The sequence below is a fragment of the Streptomyces aurantiacus JA 4570 genome (assembly GCF_000414115.1).
GTDB classification, from domain to species: Bacteria; Actinomycetota; Actinomycetes; order Streptomycetales; family Streptomycetaceae; genus Streptomyces; species Streptomyces aurantiacus_A.
This window is the reverse complement of the sequence record NZ_AOPZ01000098.1, coordinates 23,735-39,607: the sequence shown is the minus strand read 5'-3', so window position 1 is coordinate 39,607 and position 15,873 is coordinate 23,735. Positions and strand designations below refer to the sequence as shown.

At 72.8% G+C, this 15,873-nt stretch carries 4 protein-coding genes; 1 reads left to right on the top strand and 3 read right to left on the bottom strand.

The genetic code is table 11. The features are described from left to right. Positions 1-8: 8 nt before the first annotated feature. Positions 9-1,439, bottom strand: a complete 1,431-nt coding sequence (locus tag STRAU_RS12330) for a family 2B encapsulin nanocompartment shell protein (protein WP_016640629.1) — start codon at positions 1,437-1,439, stop codon at positions 9-11. Positions 1,440-1,858: 419 nt separating this feature from the next. Between STRAU_RS12330 and paaK the strand changes: the two genes are divergently transcribed. Then, positions 1,859-3,154 carry a phenylacetate--CoA ligase PaaK gene (gene paaK / locus STRAU_RS12325; protein WP_016640628.1) on the top strand — a complete coding sequence of 432 codons (1,296 nt, stop codon included), beginning with the start codon at positions 1,859-1,861 and terminating at the stop codon, positions 3,152-3,154. Between the two features lie 42 nt (positions 3,155-3,196). Here paaK and STRAU_RS12320 read toward each other — a convergent pair whose 3' ends face one another. Then, positions 3,197-4,723, bottom strand: a complete 1,527-nt coding sequence (locus STRAU_RS12320) for an acyl-CoA synthetase (protein ID WP_016640627.1) — start codon at positions 4,721-4,723, stop codon at positions 3,197-3,199. A gap of 361 nt (positions 4,724-5,084) precedes the next feature. After that, positions 5,085-15,872: a non-ribosomal peptide synthetase gene (locus tag STRAU_RS12315; RefSeq protein WP_016640626.1), complete on the bottom strand. Its 10,788-nt coding sequence runs from the start codon at positions 15,870-15,872 to the stop codon at positions 5,085-5,087. Position 15,873: the final 1 nt, after the last annotated feature.

Below are 15,873 nucleotides of genomic sequence, written 5' to 3'. Positions count from 1 at the left end.
GCCCGGTGTCAGGCGTCGGGCGTCCGGTCGACCTCGACGTTCTCCAGCACACCGAGCGCGTCCGGGACCAGGACGGCCGCCGAGTAGTAGGTGCTGACCAGGTAGGAGATGACGGCCTGGTCGTTGATGCCCATGAACCGCACGTTCAGGCCCGGCTCGTACTCGTCGGGGATGCCGGTCTGGCGCAGGCCGACCACGCCCTCCGCGGCCTCGCCGGTGCGCATCGCCAGGATCGACGTGGTGCCGTCGGCCGCCACCCCCAGCTTGCCCAGCGGGTAGATCGGCACGCCCCGCCAGGCGGGCAGGCGATGGCCGTCGACCTCGGCGTCACCGAAGTAGATGCCGCGCTTGGTGCACTCACGGCCGAAGGCGGCGATCGCGCGCGGGTGCGCGAAGAACGCCTTGGTCTGGCGGCGCATGCTCAGCAGCTCGTCGAAGTCGTCGGGTGTGGGCGGCCCGGAGTGGGTGGAGACGCGCTGGCCGTGATCGGCGTTGTGCAGCAGGCCGAACTCGGGGTTGTTGACCAGCTCCCACTCCTGGCGCTCGCGCAGGGCCTCGATGGTCAGCCGCAGCTGCTGCTCGACCTGGTTCATCGGGTCGTTGTAGAGGTCGGCGACCCGGGTGTGCACCTTCAGTACCGTCTGGGCCACGCTCAACTCGTATTCGCGCGGCCGCAGTTCGTAGTCCACGAAGGTGCCGGGCAGTGCGGGCTCGCCCGCGTGCCCCGCGGCGAGCGCCACGTCGGCCTCGCCCCGCTTGTTCTGCGGGCGCCCCGCCTCGTCCTCGCGGCGCCGCACGTGGGCGCGGAGCCGCTCGTTCCGCCCGGCCACCTCCTCGTACGCCGCTCGCGGCAGGGCGAGCACGGTGCACGCGGTGACCGCGCGCGCGGTGAACGCCCACTCGCCGGCCTCGGTCCCCACCGTCTGGCCGCCGAGGTACCCGCCGTCGGCGACCGTGCCGAGCCGGGTCTCCTCGCCGTACTTGCCGGTGCCCACCTTCTGCACCTTGCCGTGCGCGATCAGATAGACGTGATCGGCGGGCTGTCCCGCCCGCGCCATCTCCTCGCCGGGCTGGAACTCGCGCTGCTGGAACCGCTCGGCGAGCGCCCGCAGCGCCTCGGCGTCGTCGAGGCCGCGCAACAGCGGCAGCTCGGCGAGCTCCGCGGGGACGACCCGGACGTCGGCGCCCTCCTGTACGAAGGTCACCCGCCCGTCGCCGACCGCGTACACCAGGCGCCGGTTGACCCGGTAGGAACCGCCGCTCACCTCCACCCAGGGCAGTGTCCGCAGGAGCCAGCGCGAGCTGATGCCCTGCATCTGCGGGACGGTCTTGGTCGTGGTCGACAGATTCCGCGCGGCCGCGATGCCGAGGCTCAACTGCGTCTGGCCCGCGTTCGGCTCCCGCGCGTCCTGCTGGTCCGGCGTCGCTTCGGTGCTCATCCCGGGTCTCCTCCAACGGCGTTGCGACAGATGCGGCGCGCGTAGCCCTCTGTTCCGGATGGGTCGGCAGAGGAGCGGCGCGACGCAAGTGAAACAACGTGCGATCGAAGGGGTCGAGGGTGATGAGGCGTGCGCGGCGCGTTTACGTCGCGGGTGCCGAGGCCGTCGTGCCCGCTCCGAGCGCCGTGGATCACCGCGGACGGCTCGCCGGGTGGCCGGATCGTTCCGGTGCCGAGGACGGCGGGATTTCTTCGAACAGCCGGGCGGAGGGCGGCCACACAGCGGGCGTGAGGGCTCGGACATCCGCCGATGACACCTCGTACGAAAGCCTTGCCAGAAGCCCGGAAACCTTGAATAACTGACCCCGACACAAGATCGGCCGAATGATCGGTCGCCCGGCACGGACGGGGGTACTCCAGATGGCGCGCACACCGGCACTGCTGGACGCGGCGGAGCGGCTCGGCCGCGCGGAGCTGGAGGCGCTGCAGCTCGAGCGGCTTCAGGACACCTTGCTGCACGCCTATGAGAACGTGCCCTTCTACCGGGCGGCGTTCGACGCGGCGGGGCTCGGGCCCGACGACTGTCACTCGCTCGCCGACCTGGCCCGGTTCCCCTTCACGACGAAGGCGGATCTGCGGGCGAACTACCCGTTCGGGATGTTCGCCGTGGAGCAGTCGGAGCTGCGGCGGCTGCACGCGTCGAGCGGCACCACCGGGCGCCCCACCGTCGTCGGCTACACCGAGCAGGACCTGAACATGTGGTCCGACGTGGTGGCCCGGTCCATCCGCGCGGCGGGTGGACGGCCGGGGCAGAAGGTCCATGTGGCGTACGGGTACGGCCTGTTCACCGGCGGCCTCGGCGCGCACTACGGCGCCGAGCGGCTCGGCTGCACCGTGATCCCCGCCTCCGGCGGCATGACCGCGCGCCAGGTCCAGCTCATCCTGGACTTCCGCCCGGAGATCATCATGATCACGCCGTCGTACATGCTGACCCTCCTGGACGAGTTCGAGCGCCAGGGCATCGATCCGCGGACGACCTCGCTCCAGGTCGGCATCTTCGGCGCGGAGCCGTGGACGGAGGCGATGCGGCGCGAGATCGAGGAGCGGTTCGCGATCGACGCCGTCGACATATACGGGCTCTCGGAGGTGATCGGCCCCGGAGTCGCCCAGGAGTGCGTGGAGACCAAGGACGGCCTGCACATCTGGGAGGACCACTTCTACCCCGAGGTCGTCGACCCGGTCACGGGCGAGGCGCTGCCCGACGGCGAGCACGGCGAGCTGGTCTTCACCTCCCTCACCAAGGAGGCGCTGCCCGTCATCCGCTACCGCACCCGGGACCTGACGCGGCTCCTTCCCGGTACGGCGCGGGTGTTCCGGCGCATGGAGAAGGTCACCGGGCGCAGCGACGACATGGTCATCCTGCGCGGGGTGAACCTCTTCCCCACCCAGATCGAGGAGATCGTGCTGCGCACCCCGGGGCTCGCCCCGCACTTCCAGTTGCGGCTCACGAAGGAGGGCCGCATGGACGCCCTCACCGTGCGCGTGGAGGCCCGCTCGGACGCGCCGCCCGAGCGGCGCGACATGGCCGCCCGGGAGATCGCGGCGGCGGTGAAGGACGGCATCGGCGTCTCGGTCGCCGTGGAGGTCGTGGACCCGGAGACCATCGAGCGGTCGGTGGGGAAGTTCAAGCGGATCGTGGATCTGCGGGGGAAGTGACCCGGGCGCGCGGCCGCCCGCGCCATGACGGCGCCGCCTCCGTCAGCCGGTGCTGAAACGGTCCCGCAGTTCCCTCTTGAGGATCTTCCCGCTGGCGTTGCGCGGCAGCGCGTCCACGAACAGCACGCGCTTGGGCGCCTTGAAGTGGGCGAGCTGTTCGCGTGCGTGGGCGATGAGTTCGGCTTCGGTGACGTCTTCGCCGCGTACGACGACGGCCGTGACGGCCTCGATCCAGCGCTCGTCGGGCAGGCCGATCACCGCGGCCTCGGCGACGGCGGGGTGGGTGTAGAGCGCGTCCTCGACCTGGCGCGAAGCGACAAGCACTCCCCCGGAGTTGATGACGTCCTTCACCCGGTCCACGACGGTGAAGTAGCCCTCCGCGTCGCGCACGGCGAGGTCGCCCGAGCGGAACCACCCGTCGCGGAACGCCTCGGCGGTCTCTTCGGGCTTGTCCCAGTAGCCCACGCACAACTGCGGTGAGCGGTACACCACTTCGCCCTGCGTGCCGTCCGGCACCTCCTTGCCCGCCTCGTCGACGACCTTCGCCTCGACGAACAGGACGGGCCGCCCGCAGGAGTCCATGCGGCCCTCGTGCTCCTCGGGGCCGAGCACCGTGGCGAGCGGCCCGATCTCGCTCTGGCCGAAGCAGTTGTAGAAGGCCAGGCCGGGAAGGCGGGAGCGCAGCCGCTCCAGGACCGGCACCGGCATGATCGACGCGCCGTAGTACGCCTTGCGCAGGGCGCTCAGGTCGCGGGTGGCGAACTCCGCGTGGTGCGACAGGCCGATCCACACGGTGGGCGGCGCGAACAGGCTGTCGGCGCGGCCGGCCTCAACCAGGTCGAAGATCCGGGCGGCGTCCGGCGCGTCGAGGATCGTGTTCTCGGCGCCCACCGCCAGATACGGCAGCAGGAACACATGCATCTGGGCGGAGTGGTAGAGCGGCAGCGAGTGCAGCGGCCGGTCGGACTCCCTCAGGTCCAGGGCGTGCACGGCGCTCATGTACTCGTGCACCAGGGCCCGGTGGGTCATCATCGCGCCCTTGGGCAGGGCGGTGGTGCCCGAGGTGTACAGGAGTTGGGCGAGGTCCTCGGAGTCCGGCTCGGGGCCGTCGTACGGGCCGGTGGTGGCGAGGCGGGCGAGGAGCGAGTCGTCGCTGTCCCTGAGCGGCAGGACGGTCACGCCTTCGGGGAGCCGGGCGGCGATGTCGGGGTCCGCGAGGACGAGGGCGCTGCCGGACTGCCGGACGATGTACGCGAGGTCGTCGCCGGTGAGGTTCTGGTTCACCGGCACATGGACGAGGCCCGCGCGGGCGCAGGCCAGGAAGCCGATGAGGTAGGCGTCCGAGTTGTGGGCGTAGGCGCCGACGCGGTCGCCGCCGGCCAGGCCCGTTCCGCGCAGGACGCCGGCCGCGCGCGAGACGGCGTCGTCCAGTTCGGCGTACGTCCAGGCGCGGTCGCCGTAGCGCAGGGCGGTGCGGGCCGGTGTCCGGCGGGCGCTGCGCCGGAGGATGCCGTCGACCGTGCTGCCGCGTACACCGGTCGTCGTCGCGCTGTCGTGTCCACCCGTCATGAGCGTGATCCTGTGCGGGCCACCGGGCGCCGGTCAAGGCCCGTGCGCGACGTACATCGCCCCCGCGTGGGCGCTCCGGACAGATCACATACCGCTTGGTGCGCTCCACCAGCCCCTGCTCTCACACCAGTTGGGAGGCACGATGCGCTTACGCACCGGACCCGCCGTGGCGTTCGGCGCCGCGCTGCTCACGGCCTCGGCCCTGCTGTCGCCCGTGGCGACGGCGGCGCCCTGTCGTCCGCGTCCACGAATCTCGCGAGCGACCAGTACTTCCGCGGCGTACGCGACACGGGCACCGTGGAGAAGCTGCTGAAGCAGAACCGCGTGGTGTCGTCGGGCTGCAGTTGGCCGATGCGGCCTCTCAGGCGGTGCGAGGGGGGACGCTCGGCAGGTGGTCGTCGACATTTCTGGTCATCGCCGTCAGGGCGCGGGAGACCTCGGCGCTGATGCGTTCCGCTGTCGCCCGGTCGAAGAGCTCGGTGGCGTAGATGAGGGTGCCGGTGATGCCGCCCAGGTCGGGCTGCTCCGAGAGCTGGAACAGCAAGTCGAAATCGGTATGGGGTACGGGCACCGGGCGGAACTGGGCCGCGAGTCCCGGAAAGCCGAGGGTCTCGTGACCGCGCAGCGCGGTGTACGTGACGGCGACCTGGAACAGCGGGTGCCGCGCGAGCGACCGCTCCGGGTTCACCAGCTCGACGAGCCGGTCGAAGGGGTACTCCTTGTGATCGTGCGCGGCGAGCAGGCGGTCCCGGACCTGCCCGATCAGTTCGCGGTAGGTCGGACGCCCGGAGGCATCGGCGCGCAGCACCACCGTGTGCACGGCACAGCCCACGAGGCCGTCCAACGCCTGCGTGTCACGGCCGCTGACGACGACGCCGACCGGAATGTCCTGACCCGCTCCCATGCGGGCGAGCGCGGCGACGAGTGCGGCGTGCCAGATCATGTAGCCGCTGGCGCCACAGTCGCGCGCGATCCGGTGCATCCGCTCGTGGGTCGTGGCGGTCACGGAGAACGTGACGCCGGCGGCGCGCTTGTCGGCCACCGCGGCTCGGGGGCGGTCCAGGGGCAGGGCCAACTCGTCCGGGAGTCCGCTGACGGCCGCGCGCCAGTACCCGGCCTGGGACGCGGCGAGACTGCCGGGCTCGGCTTCGTCGCCCATGCGGGTGTGGAGCCACTGGGCGTAGTCGGCGTACTGCGGGGCGGCCGCGGGCCAGGTGGGGGGCTCGTCCTGGAGCCTGCTGCCGTAGGCGGCTGCGAGATCCCGCAGGAGGGGGACCAGCGACTCGCCGTCGACGGCGATGTGATGCATGACGAGGAGCAGCACGTGCCGGTCGGCGGCGACGCGGAGGAGCCGGATGCGCAACGGCGGTCGGCTCAAGAGGTCGAAGCCGGTTCGGAGTTGCGCCTCGATCGCGGCGTCGAGTCCGTCCTCGGTCACGTTGGCCCCCATCAGGTCGAGGGGGGCGGACTCGGGCGGCAGGATCCGCTGGACGGGGCCCTGCTCGGTGTACGGGTAGACGGTCCGCAGGATCTCGTGGCGGGCGACGACGTCCTGCAGGGCGGCGCGGAGTGCGGCCGTGTCGATTTCGCCCCGCAGGTCGAGGGCCGTGGTGGTGAGGTAGTCCGGCTGATGGCCCGCCAAGTAGTGGATGGTCCACAGACGTTCCTGGGCGGGTGACAGCGGGGTCTCGCCGGGACGGGGGCTCGACGGCGACCGGGGCGGGAGTGCGGGATGTGCGGTCGGGGTCTGTGGGGTGTCGGCGAGGCGTCGGTCCAGCGCGCCCACGGTGGGCGCGTCGAAGAGGTCGCGCATCGTGACGCGTGCGTCGAGTGCGGCGCGCAGACGGCTCACCAGCCGCATGGCGGCCAGTGAGTTGCCGCCCAGCGCGAAGAAGTCGGCGTCGGTGGCGACGCTGTCGACGCCGACGCCGAGGGCTTCGGCGAACAGGGCGGCGATGACCTCCTGGCGTGGCGTGCGCGGCCCGTGAGCACCGTTGGCGGCGGGCGCGGGCAGGGCGGCCGTGTCGACCTTGCCGTTGGCGGTCAGGGGAAGGGCGCCGACCGTGACGATCGACGCGGGGACGAGATAGCCGGGAAGACGGGCGGCCAGCCGCGCGCGCAGCTCCGCCGGGTCGACGGCGGTACGGGGGACGACGTACGCGGTCAGTGTCTTGCCGCTGCCCGCGGTGTGGGCGGCCACGGCCGCGGCGGCGACCTCGGGCTCGCGGCACAGCGCCGCCTCGATCTCGCCGGGGTCGACGCGGAACCCGTTCACCTTCAGCTGCCGGTCGACCCGGCCGAGGAAGTGCAGTCGGCCGCTCTCGTCCCAGCGCCCGAGGTCGCCGGTGCGGTACAGACGGGAACCGGGTGCGCCGTGCGGGTCGGCGACGAACCGTTCCGCCGTGAGGGCGGGAGCGCGGTGGTATCCGGACGTGAGTCCGGCCCCGGCGACGTATATCTCGCCGGGGACTCCGGGCGCGACGGGCCGCAGCGCCGCGTCGAGGAGCGAGACGGACGTGTTGTCGATGGGCCTGCCGATGGGCAGTGGCTGGTCGTCGAAGGGCCCCTCGGGAATCGGGTGGCCCAGGGCGAAGGTGGTCGTCTCGACAGGACCGTAGTAGTTGATGACCCGCAGGCCGGGGTTGGCCTGCCGGGCGCGGCGGACGGCGGCCGGCGAGACGACGTCGCCGCCGGTGGACACCTGGCGCAGCGCGCCGAGGATGCCGGGTGCCTGTTCGGTGATCAGGTCGAACAGGCCGGCGGTGAACCAGGCGGCCGTGACCCGGCCCTCGGTGATGACGGCGGCGTAGTCGTCGAGGCCGAGGTCACCGGCGGGCGCGAGCACCACCTGGCGGCCGGTGAGGAGGGGTGTCCACAGCTCGTAGACCACTGGGTCCCAGGTGTGGGAGGAGTGGAAGAGCACCCGCTCGTGCGCGTCCCCGCGAAAGGCGCGGTCGTGTGCGCGCGCCACGATGTTGCCGTGGGTGACGGCGACGCCCTTGGACATGCCGGTCGAGCCCGAGGTGAACATCAGGCAGGCGGGTGCGTCGGGCGGAACGTGCAGACCGGGGTCGGTCGCGGGCTCGGTGGCCGCCTCGGCTTCCGCGTCCGCCAGTCCGTCCAGGAGCAGTTCCGCACCGGCGTGGTGGAGCAGTTCGCGGACGGCAGTGGGCGGCAGGTCCTGGCGCAGCGGGACGCAGACCGAGCCGAGCTTGGCGAGGGCGAGGAAGGCGACGGCGACCTCGACGGAACGCTCCAGGCGCAGGCCGACCGGCGTGCCGGGGCGCACGCCGCGGCGGCGGAGGTGGTGGGCGAGCCGGTTGGCACGGGAGTTGAGCTGTCCGTAGCTGATCGGCCGGTCGGCCGTCCACAGGGCGGGGCGGCCGGGGTCGGCGTGGACGATCGCTTCGAATGCCTGCGGGAGCGAGTGGGACGGCACCGGGGTGGCCTGACCACGGCCTCGGGCAAGGAGGCGGCCGCGGCGCTCGGGGCCGAGCAGGTCGAGGTCGCGGACGCGGAGGGTGTCCTGCTCCGCCAGCGCCCGGCAGGCGTCGGCGACGAGCCGCCAGATGTCCTCGATGTCGCCGAACCGGGCAAGGCGCCCGGGTTGGAGGTAGAAGCGGAAGTCGAGCCGGCCGGCGCGCGGCAGCACCGCGACGGCGAGGGGGTAGTGGGTGGCGTCGTGGACATCGACTCCGGTGACCCGCAGGCTCCCTTCCGCCGCGCTGAAGTCCTCCGACTCCAAGGGGTAGTTCTCGAAGACGAGCAGGGTGTCGAAGAGGTCGCTGGTGCCCGCCGCCGCCTCGATGGCGGCAAGGCCGAGGTGCTCGTGGTCGAGGAGGCGTACGCGGGCCGCCTGGACAGCCGCGGCGAGGTCCTGGAGCGGAGCGGCCGCGTCGATACGGACCCGGGCGGGCACGGTGTTGATCAGCAGACCGACCATCTCCTCGGCCCCGTCCAGGCCGACGGGCCGGCCGGCGACCGTCACGCCGAAGACGACGTCGTCCTGTCCGGTGAGGTGGCCGAGCACCAGTGCCCATGCCGTCTCGACCAGGGTGTTGACGGTGAGCCCGTGGTGGGCGGCCCGGGCGGTCAGCGCGGCGGTGGTCTCCTGCGGCAGGGTGAAGGTACGCAGCGTCGACGGCTCCGGACGGGCGTGCGGCTCGGGACGGGTGTGCGCGCCCGCACCGCCCACTCGGGTCGGCTCGGCGCCGTCGAGCTCCCGACGCCAGGCATCCTGGGCACGGTCGGCGTCCTGGGATGCCAGCCAAGCCAGGTGGCGCCGGTACACCGGCGCCGGCGGCAGCGCCGTTCCGTGGTACAGCGCGAAGAGTTCATGGAACAGGATCGGTACGGACCAGCCGTCGAGCAGTACGTGGTGATGGGTGAAGGCCAGGGACCAGCGCCGGGCACCCGTGCGGGCCAGCGTGAACCGCAGCAGCGGTGGCTGATGCAGGGGGAACGGCCACCGGTCCTCGGTCAGGTGCTCGCGGAGCCGGGCGGCGGGCACCGGCCCCGAGGCCGGGTCCAGGGTCCGCCAGGGCAGTTCGACCCGCGAGGGAATCACGCACAGCGGGTCCGTGCCCTCGTCCATGCGGAACGCGCCGCCCAGATGGGGGTGACGGCGCAGCAGGGACTCGGCGGCCGCACGGAGGCGTTCGGGGTCGACGTCGCCGTGCAGGGTGAGGACGAGTTGGACGACATAGGGGTCGTGGAGGTCCGCGGCGTCCGTCGGGGCGGTGTGGTCCACGGCGCCCGTGGGAGCGCTGTGGTCCGCGGCATCCGTGGGCGCGGTGAGCGAGTGGAACAGCAGACCTGACTGCAGCGGCGCGGTGGGCAGCAGCTCGGCCAGGGGCCCCATCTCGGCTTCGAGGTGGTCGATGTGCGCCTGGGTGACGGAGACCAACGGGAAGTCGGACGGAGTGTGTTCGCCCTCGGCGGTGTCCGCGTAGTGCTCGACGAATGTGGCGAGCACCGCCCGCCAGGCCCGCGCCAAGCCGTCGACCTCGGTCCGGTCGAGGACTCCCCCGGCCCAGGTGCAGGCGAAACTGAAGTGCGGACCGTGGTCACCGGGCTCGACGAAGGCGTCGATCTCCAGGGCGTGGGCGACGGGCAGCGCCGCGTCGGCCTCCCCGCGCAGCGAACCCGGCAGCGGCTCCCAGGCACCACCGTCGGCACCGGGGCCGTCTCCGGTGTCGAAGCGGCCCAGGTAGTTGAAGCCGATCGACGCGGCGGCGGCCAGGCGGGCGCGGACCTCGGGGTCGGGGCCGTAGCGCAGCAGGCCGTAGCCGACGCCCTTGTGCGGCACAGTGCGCAGCCGCTCCTTCACCCGCTTCGCCGCGGCATCCAGGCCCGTACCGTGTGCCGTCATGCCGTCCCAGTCGTCCACCCGGGCGTCGAGCGGCACCGGGTGGATGACGGTGAACCAGCCGACGGTGCGCGAGTTGTCGAGGTCGGCCACCTCGTCCAGGTCGAGGTCGCGGCCGTGGCCCTCGATGTCGACGAGGAAGGGCCCGTCGGCGGACTGGTCGGATCGGTGGTGCAGCGCTACGGAGAGGGCGGCGAGGAGGATCTCCGGGACGCCTGCGTGGAAGCGCTGGGGGACGGCGGTGAGCAGGGCCCGGGTGGCCTCCGGACCGAGGGAGAAGCGGAGGGTGGTGGTGTCGCCGACGGTGTCCCGGGAGGGGTCGAGGGGCCGCCGGCCGAGGAGGTTGCACGCGGTGGCTTCGGTCCACCATCGGGTCTCCGCCTCGGACGGGGTGGCCTCGGCCAGCCTCCGGGCCCAGGTGCGCAGCGGCGTCGGAACGGGTGGCAGTACGGCGGGACGCCCGGCGACGGCGGCGGCGTGGGCGGCCGCCAGATCGGGGAGCAGGATGCGCCAGGACACGGCGTCGACCGCCAGATGGTGGATCACGACCAGAAGACGGCCTCCGCTTCCGTCGTCCAGCCAGACCGCGCGCAGCAGGGCGCCCTCGCGGGCCGACAGGCGGCGCCGGGCCGGCGGCCGCTGGCGTTCCGCCTCGGCCTGTACGTCATCGGTGGGCACACGGGAGAAGCACGCCTCGGCACGGACCGCTCCGGGGGACTGGATCCGGAGGGTGGATTCGGTGTCCTGGGAGTCGGGCGCGACGAGCCGCAGGGCGTCGTGGTGGTCGAGGAGTGTCTGAAGGGCGGTGAGCAGGGTGGCCTCGGTGGCATCAGAGGGCACTCGGCAGACGACCGACTGGGCGAAGGTGTCGCCGGGTTCGCCCAGTTCGGCGAGCCGGCGCATGATGGGCGTGCGCGGGAACTCGCCGACGGCTTCCTCCGGGGTCCCGGAACGGGCGGGCAGGGACGAGGGCTCGGCGGCCCGCACGAGCGCCGCCGGGGTCGGCTGTTCGAAGACGTCCCGGGGGCTGATCAGGACTCCGGCCGCCCTGGCACGGTTGACCAGACGAATGGCGAGGATGGAATCCCCGCCGAGCCGGAAGAAGTCGTCGTCCGGGCCGACGTGTTCGGTCCCGAGGAGCGCGCCGAAGAGGGAGACGAGCAGGTCGGTGCCCGGCACTTCGGGAGCGCGGCCGGACCCTGCGGGCCGCGTGGCTGCGGGCGGGGCCGGTGCGAGCGTCGCCGGTGCAGGCGTCGTCGGAGGAGGAGGCGTCGCCGGGCGCAGGGCGGCGCGTTCTTCCGCGTCGAGGACGGCGACGGAGTCGAACGGCCGCTGCGGGGCGTCCAGTACGGCGTCGACGAGGCGTCTCAGAACACGCAGGAAGAGCTCGACGGTCCCCCGCTTGTACGCGTCGGCGTTGTACTCGAGTACGCCGTCGAAGCCGCCGACGGCGTTCTGTGTGAACTCGAAGAGCAGGTCGAACTTGGCCATCGACCGGCTGAGTTCGACAGGGGTGCAGCGCAGCCCGGTGAGAGCGGGCACGGCCTGTTCCCCGGAGTGGAGCATGACCATGACCTGGAACAGCGGGTGGCGCCCGAGCACACGGGGCGGGTGCACGGCGTCGACGACCCGGTCGAAGGGAACCTGGTGCGCGAAAGCGCTGAGGTCGGTCTGTCGTGCCCGGTCGACGACGTCGGCGAAGCCGGGACTGCCGGCCAGGTCGGTGCGCAGCACCACCGTTTCGGCGAAGAATCCGATGAGGTCGTCGACGCCTGCCGTGTCACGGCCCGCGGTGACGGTACCGACGGGGATGTCGGTGCCCGCGCCGAGCCTGCTCAGGAGGCAGGCGACCGCCGCGTGCAGCACCATGAACGGGGTGGCGCCGCGCGCGGCGGCCAACGCGGTGATGCGGCGCCCCAGTTCGGGTTCCCACGCGAAGGTGACGGCGTCGCCCCGGTGAGCGGGAGCGGGCGCCGGCTCATGATCCATGGGCAGACAGAGCGCGTCGGGCAGGCCGTCGAGCGTCCGCCGCCAGTGGTCCAGTTCGGTGGCGAGTCTGCTGTCCGGCTTCTCGGCGCTGCCCAGGCGCTCGCGTTCCCACAGCGCGTAGTCGGCGTACTGGACGGCGAGCGGGGGCCAGGCCGGGGCCAGGCCCTGCGTTCTGGCGCCGTAGGCGGTGGACAGGTCACGGGCCAGGGTGCGCAGCGAGTGCTCGTCGGCGACGATGTGGTGCAGGACGGTCAGCAGTGCGTGCTCGTCGGCTCCGCTGGTGAACAGGGTGGTGCGCCAAGGGAGTTCGGTGGTGAGGTCGAATCCCCGGCTCGCCTCGGCGCGCAGCTCGGCGTCGAGTGCGGAGGCCGGCACATTGCGCACCGTGAACGGGGTCGTCGGTCGCTCCAGCACCAGCTGGGAGGGTTCTTCCCCGGTGTCGGGGAAGAGGGTGCGCAGGCTTTCGTGCCGTTCCTGGATGTCGTCGAAGGCGGCACGCAGCGCCTCCGTGTCCACCGGACCTTTCATACGGACGGCCAGCGGGACCAGGTAGGTGGTGGCCCGGCCTTCCATCCGGTGCAGGAACCACAGCCGGCGCTGGGCGTAGGACGCGGGGACGCGCGTGGGGCGGGGTACGGCTGTCAGGGGGCGGGCCGCCGCTGCGGTGCCGCTGTCGGGGTGCCTGACGAGGTCGGCGAGGCCCGTCACGGTCGGGGACGCGAACACGTCGCGTACCGAGACGGGTGTGCCCGAAGCGTCGGCGAGCCGCTGGGCGAGCCGGTTGGCCGACAGCGAGTCCCCGCCGAGAGCGAAGAAGCTGTCGTCGAGGCTCACCGTGTCGCCGCCCACGCCCAGGACGTCGGCGAACAGCCCGTGCACGAGCGCGTCGAGCTCATCGTCCGGTGCCGGGGCGGCCCGTTCCGTTCGCCCCGGTCGCAGGGCACGCAGCCGCCGCTGGTCCAGCTTCCCGTTGGGGGTGAGCGGAAGGGCGTCGACGAGGTGCACGACGGAGGGCACCATGTGGGCGGGGAGCCGGGCCGCCACGGCGTCGCGGATCACCCGCGGGTCCGGGGCCGCCGATCCGGTGGCGTCGGCCACGACGTAGCCGGCGAGGCGCCGGTCGCCCGGCAGGTCCTCCGTGGCCAGGACGGCCGCGGCCTTGATGCCGGGCAGGCCGCTCAGTGCGGCTTCCACCTCTCCCGGTTCGATCCGGAAGCCGCGGATCTTCACCTGCCGGTCGGCGCGGCCCAGGTACTCCAGCCCGCCGTCCTCGCGCCGTCGGGCCAGGTCGCCGCTGCGGTACATCCTCTCCCCCGGCGCCGCGAACGGGTCGGCGACGAAACGCTGCGCGGTCAGGCCGGAAAGGCCGTGGTAGCCGCGCGCGACGCCGGCGCCCGACACGTACATCTCACCCGGCAGACCGGGCGGTACGGGTCGCAGCGCCGCGTCGAGCACATGGACGCGCAGGTCGGGCAGCGGCGTCCCGATGAGGCTCCCCGCGCCTGCCGCGGCGGCGTCGACGCCAAGATGCCTCGCGGTCACATGGACCGTGGTCTCGGTGATCCCGTACATGTTGACCAGGCGGGGCGCGGTGTCGGCGTGCCGGGCGTACCAGTCGAGCAGCCGCCACGGTTCCAGCGCCTCGCCGCCGAAGATGACGTACCGCAGCGCGAGCCGGTCCCCCACCGCCGGGCGCCGGGCGTCGGCCTCGGCGAGCTGGGTGAACGCGGAGGGCGTCTGGTTGAGTACCGTCACCTCCTCCCGGACGAGGAGGTCGAGGAACTCGTCCGGGGAGCGGGCGGTGTCCTCCCCTACGACGACGAGGCGGCCGCCGTGCAGCAGGGCGCCCCACAGCTCCCAGACGGAGAAGTCGAAGGCCGTCGAGTGGAAGAGGGTCCACACGTCGTCGGCGCCGAACCGGAATTCCTGCTCGGTCGAGGTCAGCAGCCGGGCGACGTTGGCGTGCGTGACGACGGCGCCCTTGGGCCGGCCGGTGGAACCCGAGGTGAAGATGGTGTAGGCGGGATCGTCGGGTCGGGGGCGGCGGGCCGGCTGTCGTTCGCTGTCCGGGGCGGACGGCTCGTCGAGGCGCAGCACGGGGATGTCCGGGGCCGGTGGCGCGTCGTGGCCGCGGGTGATCAGCAAGGCGGGCGCGGCATCGGTGAGGGTGGCCAGGAGCCGCTCAGCCGGGTACGAGGGGTTCAGCGGCACATAGGCGGCACCGGCTTTGAGGACGCCCAGGATCGCCACGACGAGGTCGAGCGAGCGCGGCAGCGCGATGGCCACGGACCGGCCGGGCCGCACCCCGCGCCCCGCGATCCGGCGGGCCACCTCGTTCGCCCTGTCGTCGAGCTGCCGGTAGCTCAGGGCCTCGCCGTCGTGGACGACGGCCGTCGCGTCGCCCCTGGCACGGGCCTGCCGCTCGAACAGGTCGACGAGGGTCCCGGACGGTCGTGCCGCGCTTCCGGTGGGGCGGGCGGGCGCGTCGGTCAACGCGAGGCGGCCGGTCGTCAGCGCGTCGGGCGCATCGGCGATAGCGGTCAGCGCCGTGAGGAGGCGCCTCTGGTGGGCCGTGATGTCCTGCTCGGTGTACTGGGTGGCGGAGGCGTCGATGTCGACGCGCAGCGCGGCCTCGCCGTTGTCGTACACGCCGATGGAGAGTTCGTCGCTCTGCCCGGGTGAGCCCTCGTGGACGGTCGCCCGGTGTCCGGCGAACTCCAGGTCGGCGTCCATGGACATGAGGTTGACCGTGGGGCCGACGATCCGGCGTCCGTCGGCGAGCGCGCCGACATCGCGGACGATGTCCTCCAGGCGGTACCGCTGGTGCCGGAGTACGGCCGTGATCTCCGTGCTCGCGGCCCGCGCGAGGTCCGCCACCGGGCGAGCGGGGTCGACGGCGAGGCGGAGCGGCACCACGTTGGCGGCGGTACCGAGCGCGGAGCGGGCCGCCCTGCCGACCCGGCCCGGCACCGAGAGGCCGAGGACGACATCGCGTTGCCCGCTGTCGGCGTGCAGCAGCATGGCGGTGGCCGCGCACACCAGGGAAGGCCATTGGACGTCCCACGCTTCGGCCTTCGCCCGCAGCCGCACCCACGGGTCCGGGTCCAGGCGGGCGGAGCGCCGGAGGTGGCCGAAGGAGCCGGGCGGCACCGGCCCCTGGGCCAGGACGGGGGCGTCGTCCAGGCCGGCGAGTTTCTCCGCCCAGAACGCGGCGTCGTCGCGAAAGCGGGCGGAGGCGCGGTAGCGGGCGTCCTCGGTGAGCAGGGTCTCCACCCGGTCGAAGACTCCGTCGTCGACGGGCTGCCCCGAGCACAACGCGCTGTAGGTGCTGGCCACACGCCGTATGAACGTGGCGACTCCGACGCCGTCGAACAGCAGATGGTGCAGGCGCAGGCACCACAGGTGGTCCGTCTGCGAAGCCCTGATCAGAGAGTGCTCGAACAGCGGCGCCACCGAGAGGTCGAACGGTTTCTCGTACTGTGCCTCGATGAACCGCGCGGCGGCCTCCATCGGCCGTTCGGCGCCCGATACGTCGATGCGGCGCAGTGCCCAGTCGGGCACCGCCTCGACGAACTGGCGGGCCCCGTCCGGGGTGTTGGCGAACCGCACGCGCAGGGTCTCGCTGCCGTCGACCACGACGCGCAGCGCCTGCTCGAACCTGTCCGCGTCGACGGGGCCGTGGATGTGGACGTACTGGCCGACGACGTAGCGCAGGCCTGTCGGGTCCAGCTCCTGCCCGAACCACAGGCCCGCCTGGGCCGCCGACAGGTTCCGTCCCTCTTCGCTGCGCACG